The sequence below is a fragment of the Roseibium denhamense genome (assembly GCF_009711415.1).
GTDB classification, from domain to species: Bacteria; Pseudomonadota; Alphaproteobacteria; order Rhizobiales; family Stappiaceae; genus Roseibium; species Roseibium denhamense.
Map to the genome: position 1 here is coordinate 52,023 of NZ_SMLZ01000099.1, position 17,884 is coordinate 69,906.

Below are 17,884 nucleotides of genomic sequence, written 5' to 3' on the forward strand. Positions count from 1 at the left end.
GCCAAATTGCGGACCGCCTCACGTGAGCCAGTCGAAGCCCAGCTTCAGGTAAATCAGCGCACCAAACGCCATCAGGATAAACCCGGCGATATGGTTGGCGCGATCCAGCCAGCGATCGTCGATCCGCGCCTTGAAGTGCGAAACGGTCGCCGACACGAGAACCCACCAGGATGTCGCGCCGCACGCAACCCCGGCTACCATGACAAGCGCGCCCGCTATGTCGCCGTGCTCGGGCCGGAAATTGCCCAGGCCGCCAAAAATCGCGATAAATGCGAGCACCGCGCCCGGGTTTGTGATCGCCATGAAAAACGCTGCTGCCGAGTCGCCCAGAAAGCCGCGCTCGATTGCGTTTCCGTTGGTGTCCGTTTCGAGATGCGGATGGGTGTTCCAGATCTTGAAGCCAAAGATCAGCAGAAGCGCACCGCCGACAATCTCGATCAGGCTGAATTGGCCTTCGATAAACTGGGTGATCTTGGCGACACCAAAAATGGCCACCGCCGCATAGACCGTATCGGCAACCACGGCCCCCAGCCCGACATAGACGCCCTGCCGGAAGCCGCTGTGAACAGCATGCTGAATTGCCATGACGTTGACCGGACCAACGGGCGCTGTTGTCACGATTCCAACCAGGTATCCGATCAGCGCATATTCCAGATAGCTCACGAGCGGTCCTGTTGGTTCATGGCGATAAGGCTTTGACACGTTTGCGTGCCATTCTCGATACCGGCCCTGTTTCGATCTGACAAGTTCACGAATCCGCAGGCGCCCCGTTTTCACAATGGCGCGAATTGTTTAAGGAAAGGCGTCGGCACAGTTCATAGCCTGGAATTTCCGGTTCGGCTGCCCATGTCTGAGGCAACAGCAAAGGCTCTTCGGCCGGCGTGGTAACGTGGAGAAGTATCATGACGCGGCAAGTTGCTGTGGTTCTGACTGCGTGCGGTCTGCTGACCGCCCCCGCAGCCGGCAAGACGGTGGAGATCGAGACCATCACGATTACGCCGGATGCAGTGGCCGCCCCGGTTGAGATCCCGGCGGAGGAACTGCAGCCGGATCCCACGACAAACACCGGAACCGACGTCCCGGCTCAGGCAGCGGACGAAGCGGATCTGCCTCAGGTGTTTTATGATCCTTCGGTGCTGCCGAAGCCGGTTGCCCGCATGCACGCCCAGCTGAAGGAAGCAGCGGCAGCAGGCGATTTTGACCGGCTGCGCATGATATTCGAGAGCAATGAAATGCCGCCGACCGTTTCTTTCGGCAGCGCCGGCGATCCGATCGACCACCTCAAACAGGCCTCGGGCGATGGCGAGGGCTACGAAATCCTGGCGATCCTGGCGGACATTCTGGATGCGGGATTCGTGCATGCGGATGTCGGGACCCCCTATGAGATGTATATCTGGCCGTACTTTGCGCGCTACCCTCTGGAAGGTTTGACACCGGAGCAGAAGGTCGAGCTTTTCCGGATCATCACGGCGGGTGATTTCGCGGACGCACAGGACTTCGGTGCCTGGGTGTTCTACCGCGTCGGCATAGGACCGGACGGTACGCTGCATTACTTCGTCGCCGGGGATTAATCCTTGCAAAGCGCCGCAAAGAGCGCGTAACCGCGATAAAGCGCCTTGTGGGTGAGCTTGAGGCCATGTTTTCGGGCAAGCATGCTCAGTTCGTCCTCAAGCTCTGGACGCGGGCTCACATGAAATGACCCCAGCCACTTGAACAACGCCGTCTTGAACCACTGCGGCAAGCGTTCCTGCTGGCCGAAATCGACCACATAGAGCTTTCCGTCCGGCCTTAGGCGGCTTGCACCGGCCGCCAGCGCCTCGCGCCAGACCGGGATCATGGACAGCGTGTATGAGTAAAATACCCTGTCGAACACCTGCGCTCCCGAAGCATCAAGCGCGACCGGATTGGAAGCATCTCCTTCAACGAGGGTAATGCGGTCCTCAAATCCCGCCTTCCGGATGTTCCTGGACGCCGTCTCCAGCATATGCTGTGAAATATCAAGTCCGACAAACTGCACGGACGGGTACCGTTTGGCCGCGGCGATCAGGTTCCGCCCCGTGCCGCACCCGAGTTCAAGGACTTTTCCCCCGGCCGGCGGATCAAGATCGGCAATCAGCCGGTCCCGGCCCAAAAGATAGTACTTGCGTGTGAGATCATAAAAATGGCGCTGATGCTGATAGACAGCATCCATCAAGCGGGCCGTTTCAACCGTCTCGGTCATGACAGAAATCGTATTCCTTACCCGTTGAAGACGTAAAGATGGAACCCGCCATAGATGGACGAACGGTCCTGCTGGCCAAGCTGCACGCTTTCCTCGGCTTCATAGGTCCAGCGGTCGAGGATGCTGTCCAGCACGCGTCCGGGCAGAAGCGTTGGAACAGCCGCGGTCCGGAATATCACCCGCGCGCCCGGTCGTGCCGTCCTGGTGATTTCTGTCCAAAGCGCATTCAGCTGCTGGTCGGTCATCCAGTCTTGCGCATCGAGCAAGACATATGCATCCAGCGTATCGTCCGCAACGCTTTGCAGATGCTCTGTGAAATTCCGGTTCAGGACGCGAACCCGGCCGGCACGCTGGCGGATTGCTTCAAAGTGCTCACGCTTAAGATAGGGCGGCAACGGGCCCGCCTCGCCGCTCGATGCGTCACTTGAGGGGGCATAGCCCCGGCCAAAGGCTTGCCACGCGAAATAGTTGTCTTGCATGGAGAAGTCACATGCCAGCTTTTCCAGACGCTCTTTCAGCACTGCCGACATGTTGCCGTCCGCATTGGCGGACACAAGCGCATCATATTGCGCGGGCGGAATGCCAAGACCGTAGAGCGACATCTTCTTTGAGGTCGCCCAGCGCACCAGACGCTTGTCGAACAGGGGCGCAAGAGCATTGTCGAAGAACGACCGCTGTTCTTCCAAGGACTTGGTGCGAACCATGTGTTTGGGATCAATCCCGTAAAGCCGCGCCACGAGATGACCGAGCCCGATACAGTAACCAAGCAACCCATGATGATAGAGATCGCGGGAGAAAAGCGTGATGCGCTTCCGGCCCCAGTTGGCAAGATCCCGTCCCTCCCAGTAGGTGATGGTTTCCGGATCCAGCTGGTTTTTCAAGAACCGTTCATAGGCTGCAATATTCGCCTTTTCGTCCGCCTCTCCAAAGAACCGGTAGAACGCCTCGTAAGTCGGCAAATGTTTGGCAGCGGCCAGTTTCAGACGTCCGAGCGCCACATGGGCGCGGTTCAGATCAACGGCTGTGATCTCGGCAGGATTCGCTGTCAGATATGACATGACATTGCAGCCGCCGGAGGCAATCGTCACCATGCGGCTGTCTTTCGTCAGGCGAAGCGCCTTCATGTCGACATCCGGATCTTCCCAGATTTGCGGATAGACCAGGCCTTTGAAGGCAAAGGTAAAAAGGCGCTCCAGCATCCCTTCCCGGGACGTGGCATCAGACCGGTGCACTGCATGTTTCAGCCGCTTCTTTGATGCATCCAGTGTATTCCGCGCCATGACTTTCCTACGCCTCCTGTCACAAATTGCTGCCTCCCGATACGTCAGCGACGCGACAATTTGGTGACGGTTTGGCTGAAAAGCGCCCTTATCCGGATAATAAAAAAATCCCCGCCGGAGCGGGGATTCTTGAAACCTGTGTTTATCCCTTTCAGAGCCCTGCCCGTTTTGATTGAAACGCATTGCAATCAATTCGGCCGGGAGATGACCTAACGGGTGATGACGACGAAATCCGTGCCCAGACCGGTATTGCGCTGAAAACTCCGGTCCGTGATCGTCAGGGAGGTTCCTGGTGTCAACATGCGCGACAGCTTCGCTGCGACATCGTCCGGAATTTCCAGCCGGTCCAGGATGCTGGCAGCGGATCCGCCGCGCCCGCCCTCGGCATCCACGGCCATCCACCCGGCAGACCTGTCGCCTTGCTCGAAGTCGAGCGCGGTAAAGACATGGGTCCCGATCTCAGTGTCCGGATACTTGAGTGTGACACGTGCCTGATAGATATCCCGGAACTTCCGGCGGACGCGCAGCATCGCATTATGCGGCTTTTGATAGCCCGCTTCACCATGAATGAGCGACACAAGCCTGTCGGTGATGTTGCCGGTAATCGGCATTTCCGCGCCTTCCTGATACAGACGGATCGCGGCACGGGTCTTGCGGCCAACCACGCCATCAACCGGACCGGCATTGTAGCCCAGCTGGTTCAACAGACGCTGCAAGGTCCGGACTTTTCCTTCCGGCTGGACCGGCGTGATGATCATTCGCAAGGGCTGATCAAAATGCGGGTTTTCCGGCTGAACCGCGGGCAGCTCCTGCGGGACGGTCGCGACCTGAATGGCCCCGCGCAAAGCCGGATCCGCGTTGATCATGGTCTCGGCCAGACTGGCAACTTCCGTGCGGACGGAAAATGGCTGTGGCAGAACGGCATGCTGAATGCGCGCCGGCACGGACGGGTCCTTGGTCACAACAACATGCATTCCGCGTTCGGTCATCTTGTAGATCGACATCGCGAAATCACGCGGAAGGCGAATGCAGCCGTGGGACGCGGGATAACCGGGAAGTTTGCCCACATGCAACGCAATACCGGACCAGGTCAGCCGTTGCATGAACGGCATAGGCGCATTGTCATAGAGATTGGAGAAGTGCTTGCGCCGTTTTTCCAGGATCGAAAACACGCCGGTTGGTGTGCTGTGGCCGCGCTTGCCAGAGGAGATCGGCGACGTGTTGATCAGCTCCGTTCCCCGGTAAACGCTGATGCTCTGATCGTTGATCGAGACAAGCATGTGCAACGGATGTTCGGAAACCGGCGCAGTGGTGTCCGGCTCGCCGTCTCGGGCCAGCGCACCCGCGGTCAATGCTGCGGACAGGAAGGCTGCCCCAGCAAGCCGGGTGGCAGGCATGAGCCGTTTTCCCGGCGTGAAACGGTATTTCAAAAGACCCAGATCCATCCCTGAGCTCCCCCAACGCAAAACCATTAAAGCTCGACTAAAACTCTACCGGAAAGCTATGTACTTTCAGTTAGGAGATAAGGTTACTCATTGGTTTCCTTACCTCTTCCGCCCCAAATTGGCAGCTTAATCAGGTTTTTGATGTTATTCACATCACAAATTGTATGAAATCCGGCGCCTTTCGCAAAATTGGTGCGGCTAGGACGCGCAGTTCTCCGCCATTTCAGCAAGCATGGCGGCAGAGCTGCGGGCATCCACGCCGCAGTCGCGGATCAGCTGGTCAAAATGGCGTGTCAGAGCTTCAACCTGCCGCTTTTCCCGGAAGACCAGATATTGCTGCCCGAGATAGACGATTGCCAAGAGCGGACCAAAGATGGTTACGGGCGCAGAGTAAACGACCTTCGGATCGAAAAAATAGAGACGCAGCGCCGGATAAAGAGCATCGCAACGCGTTGCCATCGCCTCAAGCTGTTCCTTGCGGGCGGCTGAACTCAGCTCCCGCCAGTATCCTTCGCCCCGGGCAAGGTTTTGCACCTGCTCCAGGGAACAGCAGATTTCATAGTCCGAACCCGGACGGCTGAGCCATTTCTCCTGATCCTGCACGGCGGATCCGGCTTGAGCCGGTGTCTTGTCGAGAAAGCTGCTGTACTCATAGTCAAGGACAGCATCCGTTTTCAAAATGTCCGGGATTGACGTCGGCACATAGCGGATCTTGTAGCCGGCCGCCTCGGTCAGCCATTCTTCAAGCCGTGTGTCGGCAATGGTCTTTTCCGCCTCCGCCAGCCGGAAGGATGTCTCCAGAAGCTCTGCGGTTGTCTCCCGTCGCTCCGTCAATCCAAGAAGCCAGTCCACACTCACGCCCAGCGCCGCCGCACATTCGGCCGCCAGGTGGGCATTGGGGACACGCCCATCATCTTCGGCCAAGATCTGAGCGATTGTGGACCGGTCCACGCTGCAACGGCGGGCAAGCGCACTTCTGCTAACAGATTGGGTTTCCAGGGCGTCCAGAAGCCGCTGGCGGAACAGGGCAGACCGAATCCGTTTGTCCATTTAAAAATCCTGCAGATGATTAATTAATCCAACGTTATTGGATTAATGCCGCATATTTACAGAATTCCCGCAAGGTTGCCAATCAGGGTATCGATTGCGCCAACACAAACCCAACGCAAATCTGGCGGACTTCATGGACACTGCAAAACGAACCCTACTGAAGTCCATCACCTGGCAAACACTTGGTGTTGTGACCATGACGGCGATTGCCTTCCCTCATACTGGATCGCTGCTTGCTGCGCTGACAGTGGCGACAAGCTCCTGTGCGCTCGGGTTCGTTACCTTTTTTCTTCATGAGCGGCTCTGGAGCCGTGTGGCCTGGGGAACTCTGACCCGGCAAACGCAACGCCCCGCCCCTTTGGAACGTTAGAGCGTCGGGCGTTTGGTTCGAAACGCCCAAGATGTCCGTTCACTTCATATTCGATCAGCGGGCGATAAATCGGGTCCGATGCATCGTGCGCTGATCTAGAAAAGCAAAATGCCGGATCCTTTGGACCCGGCATTCAAATTCCGCTTTTGGATCGGTTCAGCGTGTGACGCCATCTTGAAAGACGACCGGCTCGCCAAGGGACGGTGCGGCCAAATCGCCCTGCCACATCACGCGCTTGCCCCGGACGATCGTTCCAACCGGCCAACCGGTGACGGATTTACCGTCATAAGGTGTCCAGCCCGGCTTGGAGGCAATCCAGTCATTGCTAATGGTTTCCGTACGCTTCATGTCCACCACCGTGAAATCAGCATCATATCCGACCGCGATACGACCCTTGCGGGAGGTCTGGAACAGGCGCGCCGGACCTGCACTGGTCATATCGACAAACCGGGCCAGGCTGAGGCGGCCCGCATTCACATGGTCAAGCATGATCGGAACAAGAGTTTGAACGCCCGTCATGCCGGACGGAGACGCCGGGTAGGGCTTCTGCTTTTCTTCAAGAAGATGCGGCGCGTGATCGGACCCGAAAATATCGAGAATGCCTTGCGACAGACCCCACCACAGACGTTCGGCATGGCGCGGTGACCGGACTGGCGGGTTCATCTGGACCAGCGAGCCAAGGCGGTGATAGGCCTCGTCCGTCAGGGTGAGATGGTGCGGTGTAACCTCAATCGAAGCGACATCCTTGTGGTCGATCAGGTAATCGACCTCTTCAGCCGTCGACAGGTGAAGAATATGGATCTTGGCGTCCACCTCGCGGGCAATGTTCACGAGGCGCTGGGTACATTGAAGAGCTGCGATCTCGTCCCGCCAGACCGGATGGGAACTCGGATCGTTTTCCACCCGCTCCCCTTCGCGCTCGCGAAGGCGGTATTCATCTTCGGAATGGAAGGCCGCCCGGCGGCGGGTTGCTTTAAGGATATCACGGACGCCCTGATCATCCTCAACCAGCAGATCTCCGGTCGAAGACCCCATGAACACCTTGATCCCGGCAGCAGCCGGAAGGCGCTCCAGGTCGGGAATATCCTTGACGTTGTCCCGTGTGCCGCCGACCCAGAATGCAAAATCACAATGCATGCGGTGATGCGCACGCTTCACCTTGTCTGCCAGCGCAGCTTCGGACGTGGTCAGCGGATTGGTGTTGGGCATTTCGAAAACGGTGGTGACCCCGCCCATGACCGCAGCTCTTGCGCCCGATTCCAGGTCTTCCTTATGTTCAAGACCCGGTTCCCGGAAGTGGACCTGGGTATCCATCACACCCGGCAGCACATGAAGCCCTGAACAATCAACCGTCTCACCGGCCTGATCTTCTGAAAATGAACCGATCCCGGCGATGCGCCCATTGCGAATACCGACGTCGCGCGCACCTTCACCATCCTGATTCACCACTGTTCCGTTTTTCAGGATCAGGTCGTAAGTCGTGCTCATATGGCTCCTCCAGCTGCGCATTTTCCATCGGATCGTTCTGATTGCGCTTATACGCAACCGCTGCTGAAAGAACCAGAGCAGATCGCCCTGGTCTTGCCGTGTCTCTTCAAACCGCCTATCTGGCTGGAAAGGCCGCTTCCGGCCGGTCCAGACATGCGGAGTAAACTCGTGACCCTCGCCCTGCTCCCCAATCGCGCCGTCATCCGTGTTGGCGGCCCCGAAGCCCAGCATTTTCTTCAGAATCTGGTGACATCCGACATCGACAGCGTGAGTGACACCTCCGGCGGCTATGGAGCCTTGCTCACACCGCAGGGTAAAATCCAGTTTGACTTCCTCATCTACAAAAGCGGCGGGACCTATCTGATCGACACCCCTCGGGAGACCGCCAGCGACCTGCTCAAGCGCCTGACATTCTACCGGCTCCGCTCGAAGGTCGATCTGGAACTTGCCGATGACACGCTTGCCGTCCTGGCCCTGTGGGGCAGCGACAAGGACGTTGCGTCCGCACTTGTGAGTGTCGCGGACCCGCGTTTGGAAGATCTCGGCCGCCGGATCGTCGGTCCGGCCGATGCTATCGCGGAAGAGCTGGGAACGGCACCTGAAGGCCCAGAGGCCTATCACGCGCACCGGATCGCCCTTGGTGTTCCAGAGGGCCTGGAAGACTACGCCTATTCCGAGATCTTCCCACATGACGCCGGGCTCGACCAGCTGAACGGTGTTTCGTTTTCCAAAGGCTGTTATGTGGGTCAGGAGGTTGTCTCCCGCGTCCATCACCGTGGCACGGCGCGCAAACGCTTCGTCCTGGTTGAGAGCGCCGAAAACCTTCCGGCCATGGGAACGGACGTAACCGCGGACGGAAAAAGCATCGGCACGTCCGGATCATCCACTGCTTTGGGAGACGTTCACAAGGGGCTCGCCCTGTTGCGGCTTGACAAGGCAAAGGCCGCGCTCGACAACGGCACCCCGCTGTTTTGCGGTGCCGCCCCGGTCAGTGTTTCCTTGCCGGCCTGGGCCGGTTTTGGCTGGCCGCAGGACGCGGCGGCGGAATAACACACTAAGCAACGCCCAGAAGGTCTCATGTCCACAGCACGTTCCGACGAACCGCCCCGCGCCTGGCAACGCATGCTTTCCGGGCGGCGGCTCAACCTTCTGGACCCATCACCGCTGGATGTCGAAATTTCCGATATTGCGCATGGACTGGCCCGCGTCGCGCGCTGGAATGGCCAGACCTATGGGGATCATGCGTTTTCGGTCGCCGAGCACTCGCTGATCGTCGAGGACATTACCGTCCAGCTGAAACCGGATCTATCCCCGGACTGGCGCCTTGCCGTTCTTTTGCATGATGCCCCGGAATACGTGATCGGTGACATGATCTCACCGTTCAAGTCGGTCATTGGGGAAGCCTACAAGGCGGTGGAAGCCCGGTTGCAAGGAGCTATTCACCTCCGGTTCGGGCTCCCGGCAGAAATCCCGCAGACCATCAAGAAGCTCTGCAAGCGTGCCGACATCATTTGCGCCTATTTCGAAGCGGTTGAACTCGCCGGCTTTTCAGAACAGGAGGCCGGCCGGATCTTCGGAAAGCCCCGGACTTTTCCGTTGGATGAGCATGGAAAGCTGCGTTACGGCCTCACACCGCAGCCGGTCGCAAAAGCGGAGAAACTCTTCATGGAGCGGTTCACAGAGATTGAAGCGTTGCGGGCAGACGCGACCAATTCCAAATCCACTCCCGCCGCGGGGTGACGCAGACGGTTATCCGGACCAGAGCAGCCGGCGGTCATCTTCATGCAGAAAAGTTGCTCTAGGGACTTAAAATCGATCAGCTTTCGACGGTTCAAGCGGTTCCACTTGAACAGCCGCTGATCTAGTTTAGAGATCAAACAACCGCGAACCCTGGTCGACAATGCTGCATGTATGTTCCCTATCCCGGCTTCCGGAAACGGTAGAAAAAACCGGTGCCAAGTCGCTGGTGACCCTGATCAACGCAGAAATGGCGGTTCCAACCCCGGCCGGAATTGCGGCAGACCGGCATCTGTTTCTTGCCTTCAACGACATCGTTGCGCCTGTCGAGGGTCTGGTCCCGGCAAGCGAAGGGCATATCGAACAGTTCCTCGCCTTTATCCGTGCCTGGGATCAAAAGGCACCGCTTGTGATCCATTGCTGGGCCGGGATCAGCCGCTCGACCGCCGGCGCCTATACAGCTGCCTGTACTCTCAATCCCGACGCGGATGAGTACCACATGGCCGCGCTGCTAAGGGAACGGGCACCATCCGCCACTCCGAATGCGCGGATTGTTGCCATGGCCGACAAGCTTCTGGGCCGTGACGGCCGGATGATCGATGCGATCCGCGGCATCGGCCGGGGTGCCAATGCCTTTGAAGGCACACCGTTTGAAATGCCGCTCGCTTGAGCTGACCGTCAGGAGCCATCATGCCGCACCGGCACGCCAGCATCGAAATCGGTCTGAATGCTGTGATCGTCACCGTTGCGCAGGGTCTGCCGCAAATCGTGCATGTGGAAGATCAGGGCGATGCGCAAGAAGACGGGTTGCCGTTTGGTCCGTTTGACCCGCTTCACCACCGGACCTTTGAAATCGGCTTGCGGTCTTGGGTGGAAAACCAGACGGCCCTGCGCCTTGGCTATGTCGAACAGCTTTATACATTCGGTGACCGCGGCCGCCACCGGGTCAGCGGGGACGAAGGTCCGCACGTGGTCTCTGTGGGGTATCTGGCACTCACCCGCCAAACGGCTGATTCTGAGAGCATGCTGGCGAAACACAAGTCGGCCTGGCGCTCCTGGTACGATTACTTTCCATGGGAAGACTGGCGCAGCGGACGTCCGGCCCTCCTGGACCAGGCGATACTTCCAGAGTTGACACACTGGGCCAGCGAACCGCCCGGCCCCGGCGAACCGCCGCGCCCGCTGGGCCGGCAGGAACGTGTGCGCCTTGCCTTCGGCACCGGATCGTCTGACTGGGACGAGGAGCGGGCCCTTGAGCGCTATGAGCTGCTTTATGAGGCAGGTCTCGTGCCCGAAGCCAAACGGGACGGGCGCCCGGCCGCCCTTTCCCGCACGACCCTGCCCCCTCTTGGTGCGCCGATGGGTTTTGACCACCGGCGTGTCCTGGCCACAGCCATCTCGCGTCTGCGCGGGAAACTCAAGTACCGGCCGGTCATCTTCGAGCTTATGCCGGAAACCTTCACCCTCACCGATTTGCAGACGTCGGTGGAAGCCATATCCGGCCGCCACCTGCACAAGCAGAACTTCCGCCGGCTGGTGGAAAATGCCGATCTGGTTGAGCCCACGGGGGCAACGTCAACAGCAACCGGCGGACGCCCGGCGGCCCTGTTCCGCTTCCGGCATCAGCTGCTGAGCGAACGGCCCGCCCCTGGCCTCAGGGTTGGCGGACGCTGAAGACAGGCGTCGTTTTCTAAGTAATATTAACCATAAATCGCGCTAAATCTGAAATCGAATGCGGTTTTTCTGCGATTTCCTGATCCATTAACGGTCTTTCAAGGTTAAGCAGACATTTTCAATTCGAGTGTTCTCGTTGACACAACGTTAGCGCTAGTCCGCCTTGCGTTCTTGGCGATCTGTATCGAGTTGGAGTTGGCTGCGTATGTTTGGCCCGGATTCCCGCAACCAGAAGCGGTATTCTTCAAAAGTGACCAATGAATATGGCCCGGTCCGTGCGCGCATGCGCCGGCTCACACGACTTGCATTCCTCAGCCCACTGGTCTTCATTGGCCTTGGCGGCGCCATTGGCGAACAGGATATCTTTGCGGTCATCAACGCACACGAAGCCGAAACGCCGCGTTGGATGATGGCATTGGAACATGCCACCTTCACCACAAAGCACGCTCCGGCCGTCAATTTGGCGACGCATCCTGTCCCGGATCACACCAATAGCCCGATGCTGACCCTTACCTCGTCCAAACGCGGTTTCAAGGCCCGTCCGGTCATCGGCCTCGACGAGGAAGTCCGCCAGGTAAAGCCGGACACGGTGCCCACGGAGATTGTCACGAACACCTCCTCCAAGGGCGACCGGAAAATCACGCTGGCCCCCGACCGGCACATGATCGACATGTCGGCGGGTAATGTCTATGCCATGTCCAGCCTGATCTCGAACGAGAAACGCCAGGAAGATCTCCCACGGGTTGCGTTTGTGAAACCGGAACCGCTGGACGAAAAGACGAGCGGTAACGGGTCTTCGGAAGATGGCCCGCTCGACTTGCAAAAAGTTATGATGGCCCGCAATGCGGCGGCGGCCAGCTTTTCCCTTGTCTCCGCTTATGCCCCTGACAGCGTGAGAGAGACCAAGGAACCTTTCGACGCCCTCTTCGGTGCCGCGAAATACGAACAGGACATGCCTCCGCCCGAGGATCCGGAAAACCCGCATTGGTGGGCGCAAAAACCGCTGCCGCTTTCCGTCGGCACAGCAAAGGAACAGCGATGCCTTGCAGAGGCGATCTATTTCGAAGCCCGCGGCGAAAGCGAAGAGGGCCAAGTCGCCGTGGCACAGGTTGTGCTCAACCGCGTGAAGAATCCTGCCTATCCGGACACGATCTGCGGCGTGGTCTACCAGAACAAGCACAAGCGCAATCGCTGTCAGTTCTCCTACGCCTGCGACGGCATCAAGGACCGCATTAACAGCCCAGGCGCCTGGAAGACGGCCCAGCGGCTGGCGCGGGAAGTATCGGACGGCAAGCAGTATCTGAAAATGGTGGATGCCTCGACCCACTACCACGCGACCTATGTCAACCCGCGGTGGGCAAAGGCCATGGCAAAGCGCGGCCAGATCGGCCTGCACATTTTCTACAAGACCTATGCCGGCGGCTGGTGATCCAGCGTCGCAACACCCTTTATCCGTTCAAGCGATCATTGCTGACGGGACCGGCCTTTCGCATGCCGGTCCTCGATCGGGCTCTTGCCGTAAAGGTCTTTGTAGCGTTTGGCGAAATGTGAAGCATTCGCAAAACCGCAAGCCACCGCGATTTCGATCATCGGCATGGCGGTGCGGCAGACAAGCCGCTGGGCAATATCGAGCCGGATCTTGCTGTAATAGTGAAGCGGTGAACACTCAAAATAGTGCTGAAAGTCCCTCTGCAATTGCCTCGGACTGACTTTGAGGCGGGCCGCCAGCTCATTCTGGGACAGGGTATCCCCAACATTTTCGGTCATAAGCTCAATACACCGCCGCAAGCGGGGCGGGATAAGGTGTAGCTCGTCCCGCATCAGTGTATTCTGTCGCTCACTACCTGATCTCATATCCTGATGCAGCGCGATGCTTGCCACTTCGCTGGCAACCGCGCCGCCATGAAGATCAGCGATATAACCAATCATCAGATCTAGCGCTGTCGTTCCACCGGCGCATGTCAGATAGTGATCGTCGGTCTGGATCAAGCTGTCGATGAGTTTGACCTTTGGAAACAGCTCCTTGAAGAGGTCAGCGTATTCCCAATGAATGGTGCATTGCCGACCTTCGAGCAAGCCGAGATCCGCCAGTATGTAGGCACCGGTGCAAATGCCCGCGATCCGAGTCTTTTGATGGGCAAACCACCGGAGCCGATTTTTGTGGGACGGGCTCAGGCTGTTCAATTCGACATCGTCACTGCTGCAAATCGCGAGTAGATCCGGCGATTGAATATCGTCCAATGCGCAATCTGCCCGCATCTTGCCGCCTGAACTTGCCAGAGCATCATTGCCGTCGAGCGTGCAGCAAACATAGTCGAATGCCTTATGTTTCATGATCTTGTTGGCGATCCGCAAAGGTTCGATTGCGGATGCAAAAGACAGCAGCGAAAAGTTGTCCAGCAGCAGAAAACAAATGCTGGTGCCCCCCGGTACGGCCTGTGCGGCACCGTTCATTTCCGCCCTTTGCCGCATGGCTTTGCAGTTGTCATCGGATTGCGGCATTTCCAGACCAGTGACTCAATGCTATCGCTCGTTCGATTCAAAGACATTCGTCACAACATAAGTTGCCAGCAAGATCAAATGAAAGCCAAACAGGGCGGCCACCTGCAAAGCCGTTGCCTGGGAATATTCAAGCAGTTCACTCAAGACATGGATCGACGAGATGATGATGATCGTCGAGACGATCCGGTGCTTCATCCGCCGGTAGGCCATTTGGCCCTGCTGGATGTAATCCTCGCCATGCGCGGAGGCCCGGATCCGGTAGCTGTTGTAGGTGTTTGTTGAAACCATAATCACCAGGTTGGCGATAAACACCATGTCCAGCAAATTGAGGATCAGGAGTATGGTCTTCTTCCGGTCCATAAACTCAAAGGTCCGGATCGCATCAAGGATGTCGACAAAAAAAGTGACCAGAAACAACATCATCCCCACGGCCAAACCGATCAGAAGCGGGATTTGAGCCCATCGGGTCAACCGGGTGACCACATCCATTTCTTTTTCCGTGTCGTGCGCGCTGTCGCTCATTCATCCCTTCCAGGCAAACGTGGCCGTTGCTTGTGATCCTCACCAAGCGGGGATCACTGAGCGGTGTTCCGGCGGTCAATGCATTGTTCAAGATCAAGCGCGATTATTGAAAATGCCTGACAATTGACGCCATACACATCTGCCTGGGTGACGACATTCGTTAAGCCTCGACGGCGCTGCACCGCGACTTCTAATCAAAAATTCTTGCGTATTATCTCTGATTTTTCAAAGGTCGAAGAATCAGCCATAACCGCGCATGTCTTCAAAAGACACGCATGAAAGGTGCGACCCACTCCGGGGCACCAGACCGACCAAATGAAGGATCACACATGAGTATTCGTTTCGCTGCAGCCGCGCTTCTTGTCGCCGTTTCGGCCTCTCCCGCATTTGCGCACCTTGATCCAACCGAGCACGGATCGTTTGCCGCTGGGTTCACCCATCCCATTTTCGGCCTCGACCACGTCCTCGCCATGATCGGCGTCGGCCTCTGGGCAGCCCTTTTGGGCGGGCGCGCTATTTGGGCGCTTCCAACGGCTTTTGTCGGGGCGATGGTCGCTGGTTTTGGTCTGGCACTTGCTGGCGCTCCCCTGCCCTTTGTCGAGCCGCTCATCCTCGCATCCGTCGTTCTTTTGGGAGTTGCGGTTGCCCTGGCGTTGCGGTTTCCGCTGTGGATCTCTGTCGCGCTCGTCGCGGCTTTCGGTGTGTGCCACGGTCATGCCCATGGCGGTGAAATCGGGTCTGCGGGCGAACTGGGCTATGCGGCAGGGTTTGTTCTGGCCACCGCTTGTCTTCATGCGGCCGGCCTCTTGATCGGATTTGGCGCCCACACGGCGGCAAGCGGCAACACAGTGTTCGGATCCCGCATTATCAGGGGGCTCGGTGTCCTGACCGCTGCTGGCGGCCTGGTTCTGGCCACTGGTTGATCCTTCAGAACACAAAATGGGCGGCGAAATCCCGCCGCCCAATGCTCAACCAGATAAAATTCGATCAACTTTGGGCGGTGCACGGCCCCATAAAAGCGCGTTCCTTTGCGCGGCAACGCGATGTCAGGCGATCTCGATGTCGAGACCGAGGTCGAGCACCGGTGCGGAATGGGTGATCCAACCACTTGAAATCAAGTCGACACCGGTCTCCGCAACCGCTTTTACCGTATCCAGTTCAATCCCGCCGGACGCCTCAAGAAGAACCGTCCCGCCTCCGATTGCCACCGCCTCTTTCAGAATGTCCGGCGGCATGTTGTCGAGCATGATCACGTCCGGGCCGGCCGATAGGGCTTCCTTCAGCTGATGGAGCGTGTCGACCTCGACTTCGATCTTCACCAGATGCCCGGCAAACTTCTTGGCAGCCGTGACAGCTTCCACAACACCACCTGCCACCGCGATGTGGTTGTCCTTGATCAGGATCGCATCATCAAGCCCGAACCGGTGATTGGAGCCGCCGCCGCAGCGGACTGCATATTTTTCAAAAGCTCTCAAACCCGGTGTTGTCTTGCGTGTGCAGACGATGTCGGCCTTGGTATGGGCGATCAGGTCCGCGAACCGGGCCGTTGCCGTCGCGATCCCAGACAAATGGCCGAGAAAATTCAACGCGACACGTTCCGCCGACAGGAGCGCCCGTGCAGGCCCCTCAATCCGGGCGACGACATCCTTTTCCGCAAGCCGGCTCCCGTCTGTCATCACGGGCTCAAACCGCAATTCCTTGTCTGTTTGCCGGAAAGCGCTTTCAGCAAACGCGATACCGGCAAGACTGCCAGGCTTGCGGGCCGCGATGACAGCCGTTGCCCAGGCATTGGCAGGCAACGTCGCCTGACTGGTAATGTCACCGGCGCGGCCCAGGTCCTCAAGAAGCGCGGCCTTGACCGCATCGTCGATCATGAGCTGCGGCAGGCTCGGCACTAAACTGTCTGACATGTTCTGCACCTTATCGGGCTATGCCGTTTCCAGCAGGTCGGCGGTCAGGGCGTCCACTTCGCTCAGCTTAGTAAACGAACGCTTTTGCATGTCCGGCTTTTGGTTCGGGAAGTCGGTCCGGAAATGCCCCCCACGGCTCTCCTCGCGTTTCAGGGCGGCCGCCGCAACAACCTTCCCGGTCACCATCATGTTGCGGATCGACTCCCGCACGCAGATGGTTTCGGCTTTTCCAATATCGGTAAGCGCCTGTTTCAATCCGGACGCCGTGCGCAGCACGCCGACGTTACTCGCAAGGGTCCGCCGCAGCACGGTGATGGCTTCGCGCTCATCGGTGTTGCGCTGGCTCGGCAGGCCTGGCGCGTCGTCCATTGTGTTCCAGTAAGCACTGCGCGGGGTCGGCATCAGACCCTGAATGTCTTCCGCGATCCGGGCGGCAAACACCACCGCCTCAAGGAGGGAATTGGACGCCAGACGGTTGGCCCCATGCGCCCCCGTGGAGGCGACTTCGCCCGCAGCCCAAAGATTGTCCAGAGAGGTCCGGCCATTGGCATCGGTCAACACGCCGCCCATGTGATAGTGCTCTGCGGGGGCAACGGGTAGAAGATCCGTCACCGGATCAAGACCGGCGGCTTGGGCAGCTTTGAAAACAGTCGGGAAGTCGCGCTCGAACCGGCCGCCAATCGCCGTGCGGCAATCCAGAAACGCGCCGCGGCCTTCGGAAATTTCCTGAAAGATTGCCCGTGCAACCACGTCCCGCGGTGCAAGCTCCAGATCGGCATGTACGCCTTCCATGAAGCGGTCACCGGCCTTGTTGACCAGAATGGCCCCTTCACCCCGCAAGGCTTCCGTGGCAAGCGGCGCCGGATCCTTGCCAAGATCGAGGGCGGTTGGGTGGAACTGGACGAATTCGGCATCAGCAATGACGGCCCCGGCCCGGGCCGCCATCGCAAGGCCATGGCCATTGGATTCGGCCGGGTTGGTCGTCAGGCCATAAAGGTGCCCGATCCCGCCGGATGCCAGCACCACCGCCTTTGCCGGGAAGGCAAGACGCTCCAGACCGCCGCGCTTGCGCGCCAGGACACCCGTCACATACCGGCCTTCGCCCAGGAAACTCTCGCCCATATAGCCTTCTACGAGCCGGATGGACGGCGTGTTGTGAACGGCGGTAAGCAATGCATCCATGATGGCCTTGCCGGCCATGTCGCCGCGCACACGCACCACCCGGCTCTGGGAGTGCGCCGCCTCCCGGGACAGCTGAAGCCGGCCTTCCAGATCCTGGTCAAACGGAACCCCATAGGACAGAAGATCCCGGACCCGGTCATTGCCTTCGCCGGTCATCAGTTCGACGATCTTCGGCTCACAGATGCCGCAACCGGCCTTCAACGTATCGTCCCGGTGGGCTTCGATCGAATCCTTTTCGGAGATTGCAGCGGCGATGCCGCCCTGCGCCCAGGCGGACGATGCGCCCTGCCCGATCGGTGCATTTGAAATGACAGTAACCGGCCGGGGCGCCAGCTTGAGCGCGCAAAACAGCCCCGCAAGGCCGCCCCCCAGAATAACGACGTCATCAACATCCTTGCCCAGATAGGCAGGTGCAAAGTCCTCTACCGAGACGGTCATGGGAATAGTCCTGAAGCGTTGGGGAGTTCCCCGGAAACCTCCCCGGGCAATGCCCGGGAAGAAAC

At 58.7% G+C, this 17,884-nt stretch carries 18 protein-coding genes; 8 read left to right on the forward strand and 10 right to left on the reverse strand.

Annotated features, from left to right (window positions below):
* Positions 1–18: 18 nt before the first annotated feature.
* On the reverse strand, positions 19–663 hold the full coding sequence (locus E1180_RS06680; protein ID WP_208996974.1) for a LysE family translocator: 645 nt from the start codon (positions 661–663) through the stop codon (positions 19–21).
* Between the two features lie 239 nt (positions 664–902).
* Between E1180_RS06680 and E1180_RS06685 the strand changes: the two genes are divergently transcribed.
* Positions 903–1,571, forward strand: coding sequence for a hypothetical protein (locus E1180_RS06685; protein WP_208996975.1), 669 nt, complete (start codon positions 903–905; stop codon positions 1,569–1,571).
* On the opposite strand, the gene E1180_RS06690 is transcribed toward E1180_RS06685, so the two are convergent.
* From E1180_RS06690 to E1180_RS06705, 4 genes are all read right to left on the reverse strand, one after another.
* Complete coding sequence (locus E1180_RS06690) at positions 1,568–2,221, reverse strand: class I SAM-dependent methyltransferase (protein WP_155190396.1); 654 nt, start codon at positions 2,219–2,221, stop codon at positions 1,568–1,570. The two genes, E1180_RS06685 and E1180_RS06690, sit on opposite strands and share 4 nt — an antisense overlap.
* 17 nt (positions 2,222–2,238) lie before the next feature.
* On the reverse strand, positions 2,239–3,501 hold the full coding sequence (locus E1180_RS06695; RefSeq protein WP_155190397.1) for a BtaA family protein: 1,263 nt from the start codon (positions 3,499–3,501) through the stop codon (positions 2,239–2,241).
* Positions 3,502–3,710: 209 nt separating this feature from the next.
* Positions 3,711–4,946 carry a L,D-transpeptidase gene (locus tag E1180_RS06700; protein ID WP_208996976.1) on the reverse strand — a complete coding sequence of 412 codons (1,236 nt, stop codon included), beginning with the start codon at positions 4,944–4,946 and terminating at the stop codon, positions 3,711–3,713.
* Between the two features lie 198 nt (positions 4,947–5,144).
* Complete coding sequence (locus tag E1180_RS06705; RefSeq protein WP_155190399.1) at positions 5,145–5,996, reverse strand: helix-turn-helix domain-containing protein; 852 nt, start codon at positions 5,994–5,996, stop codon at positions 5,145–5,147.
* 133 nt (positions 5,997–6,129) lie between these two features.
* On the opposite strand from E1180_RS06705, the gene E1180_RS06710 reads away from it, so the two are divergent.
* Positions 6,130–6,366 (forward strand): DUF2061 domain-containing protein, encoded by a 237-nt coding sequence (locus tag E1180_RS06710; protein ID WP_155190400.1) that lies wholly within the window; start codon positions 6,130–6,132, stop codon positions 6,364–6,366.
* A gap of 156 nt (positions 6,367–6,522) precedes the next feature.
* On the opposite strand, the gene E1180_RS06715 is transcribed toward E1180_RS06710, so the two are convergent.
* Complete coding sequence (locus tag E1180_RS06715; RefSeq protein WP_155190401.1) at positions 6,523–7,854, reverse strand: dihydroorotase; 1,332 nt, start codon at positions 7,852–7,854, stop codon at positions 6,523–6,525.
* A gap of 168 nt (positions 7,855–8,022) precedes the next feature.
* On the opposite strand from E1180_RS06715, the gene ygfZ reads away from it, so the two are divergent.
* From ygfZ to E1180_RS06740, 5 genes are all read left to right on the forward strand, one after another.
* Positions 8,023–8,904 carry a CAF17-like 4Fe-4S cluster assembly/insertion protein YgfZ gene (ygfZ, locus tag E1180_RS06720; protein WP_283404525.1) on the forward strand — a complete coding sequence of 294 codons (882 nt, stop codon included), beginning with the start codon at positions 8,023–8,025 and terminating at the stop codon, positions 8,902–8,904.
* 27 nt (positions 8,905–8,931) lie between these two features.
* Entirely contained in the window at positions 8,932–9,594 is a 663-nt protein-coding gene (locus E1180_RS06725) for a YfbR-like 5'-deoxynucleotidase (protein ID WP_155190403.1), read from the forward strand.
* 160 nt (positions 9,595–9,754) lie between these two features.
* The gene (locus tag E1180_RS06730; RefSeq protein ID WP_155190404.1) at positions 9,755–10,261 is read left to right on the forward strand and encodes a tyrosine phosphatase family protein; all 507 of its coding nucleotides are present in this window, start codon (positions 9,755–9,757) and stop codon (positions 10,259–10,261) included.
* Positions 10,262–10,281: 20 nt separating this feature from the next.
* Entirely contained in the window at positions 10,282–11,265 is a 984-nt protein-coding gene (locus E1180_RS06735) for an NUDIX hydrolase (protein ID WP_155190405.1), read from the forward strand.
* 205 nt (positions 11,266–11,470) lie between these two features.
* The gene (locus tag E1180_RS06740; protein ID WP_155190406.1) at positions 11,471–12,694 is read left to right on the forward strand and encodes a cell wall hydrolase; all 1,224 of its coding nucleotides are present in this window, start codon (positions 11,471–11,473) and stop codon (positions 12,692–12,694) included.
* Positions 12,695–12,729: 35 nt separating this feature from the next.
* Here the strand turns inward: E1180_RS06740 and E1180_RS06745 are convergent, their stop codons facing one another.
* Entirely contained in the window at positions 12,730–13,767 is a 1,038-nt protein-coding gene (locus tag E1180_RS06745) for a GlxA family transcriptional regulator (RefSeq protein WP_155190407.1), read from the reverse strand.
* A 21-nt stretch (positions 13,768–13,788) separates the two neighbouring features.
* On the reverse strand, positions 13,789–14,289 hold the full coding sequence (locus E1180_RS06750) for a YqhA family protein (RefSeq protein WP_155190408.1): 501 nt from the start codon (positions 14,287–14,289) through the stop codon (positions 13,789–13,791).
* A gap of 329 nt (positions 14,290–14,618) precedes the next feature.
* Here E1180_RS06750 and E1180_RS06755 point away from each other — a divergent pair, with 329 nt between their 5' ends.
* Positions 14,619–15,212 carry a HupE/UreJ family protein gene (locus tag E1180_RS06755; RefSeq protein WP_155190409.1) on the forward strand — a complete coding sequence of 198 codons (594 nt, stop codon included), beginning with the start codon at positions 14,619–14,621 and terminating at the stop codon, positions 15,210–15,212.
* 123 nt (positions 15,213–15,335) lie between these two features.
* Here the strand turns inward: E1180_RS06755 and nadC are convergent, their stop codons facing one another.
* Together nadC and E1180_RS06765 are read right to left on the reverse strand one after the other, a co-directional pair.
* On the reverse strand, positions 15,336–16,199 hold the full coding sequence (gene nadC, locus E1180_RS06760) for a carboxylating nicotinate-nucleotide diphosphorylase (RefSeq protein WP_155190410.1): 864 nt from the start codon (positions 16,197–16,199) through the stop codon (positions 15,336–15,338).
* Between the two features lie 18 nt (positions 16,200–16,217).
* Positions 16,218–17,819, reverse strand: a complete 1,602-nt coding sequence (locus E1180_RS06765; protein WP_155190411.1) for an L-aspartate oxidase — start codon at positions 17,817–17,819, stop codon at positions 16,218–16,220.
* Between the last annotated feature and the right edge of the window lie 65 nt (positions 17,820–17,884).

What these genes read in the sequence shown, in the direction of transcription:
- E1180_RS06765 (WP_155190411.1), bottom strand. Translation starts at nt 17,819, where the DNA reads ATGACCGTCTCGGTAGAGGACTTTGCACCTGCCTATCTGGGCAAGGAT.
- E1180_RS06685 (WP_208996975.1), top strand. Translation starts at nt 903, where the DNA reads ATGACGCGGCAAGTTGCTGTGGTTCTGACTGCGTGCGGTCTGCTGACC.
- E1180_RS06715 (WP_155190401.1), bottom strand. Translation starts at nt 7,854, where the DNA reads ATGAGCACGACTTACGACCTGATCCTGAAAAACGGAACAGTGGTGAAT.
- E1180_RS06705 (WP_155190399.1), bottom strand. Translation starts at nt 5,996, where the DNA reads ATGGACAAACGGATTCGGTCTGCCCTGTTCCGCCAGCGGCTTCTGGAC.
- E1180_RS06725 (WP_155190403.1), top strand. Translation starts at nt 8,932, where the DNA reads ATGTCCACAGCACGTTCCGACGAACCGCCCCGCGCCTGGCAACGCATG.
- E1180_RS06735 (WP_155190405.1), top strand. Translation starts at nt 10,282, where the DNA reads ATGCCGCACCGGCACGCCAGCATCGAAATCGGTCTGAATGCTGTGATC.
- E1180_RS06750 (WP_155190408.1), bottom strand. Translation starts at nt 14,289, where the DNA reads ATGAGCGACAGCGCGCACGACACGGAAAAAGAAATGGATGTGGTCACC.
- E1180_RS06700 (WP_208996976.1), bottom strand. Translation starts at nt 4,946, where the DNA reads ATGGATCTGGGTCTTTTGAAATACCGTTTCACGCCGGGAAAACGGCTC.
- E1180_RS06710 (WP_155190400.1), top strand. Translation starts at nt 6,130, where the DNA reads ATGGACACTGCAAAACGAACCCTACTGAAGTCCATCACCTGGCAAACA.
- E1180_RS06695 (WP_155190397.1), bottom strand. Translation starts at nt 3,501, where the DNA reads ATGGCGCGGAATACACTGGATGCATCAAAGAAGCGGCTGAAACATGCA.
- nadC (WP_155190410.1), bottom strand. Translation starts at nt 16,199, where the DNA reads ATGTCAGACAGTTTAGTGCCGAGCCTGCCGCAGCTCATGATCGACGAT.
- E1180_RS06740 (WP_155190406.1), top strand. Translation starts at nt 11,471, where the DNA reads ATGTTTGGCCCGGATTCCCGCAACCAGAAGCGGTATTCTTCAAAAGTG.
- E1180_RS06690 (WP_155190396.1), bottom strand. Translation starts at nt 2,221, where the DNA reads ATGACCGAGACGGTTGAAACGGCCCGCTTGATGGATGCTGTCTATCAG.
- E1180_RS06755 (WP_155190409.1), top strand. Translation starts at nt 14,619, where the DNA reads ATGAGTATTCGTTTCGCTGCAGCCGCGCTTCTTGTCGCCGTTTCGGCC.
- E1180_RS06730 (WP_155190404.1), top strand. Translation starts at nt 9,755, where the DNA reads ATGCTGCATGTATGTTCCCTATCCCGGCTTCCGGAAACGGTAGAAAAA.
- E1180_RS06745 (WP_155190407.1), bottom strand. Translation starts at nt 13,767, where the DNA reads ATGCCGCAATCCGATGACAACTGCAAAGCCATGCGGCAAAGGGCGGAA.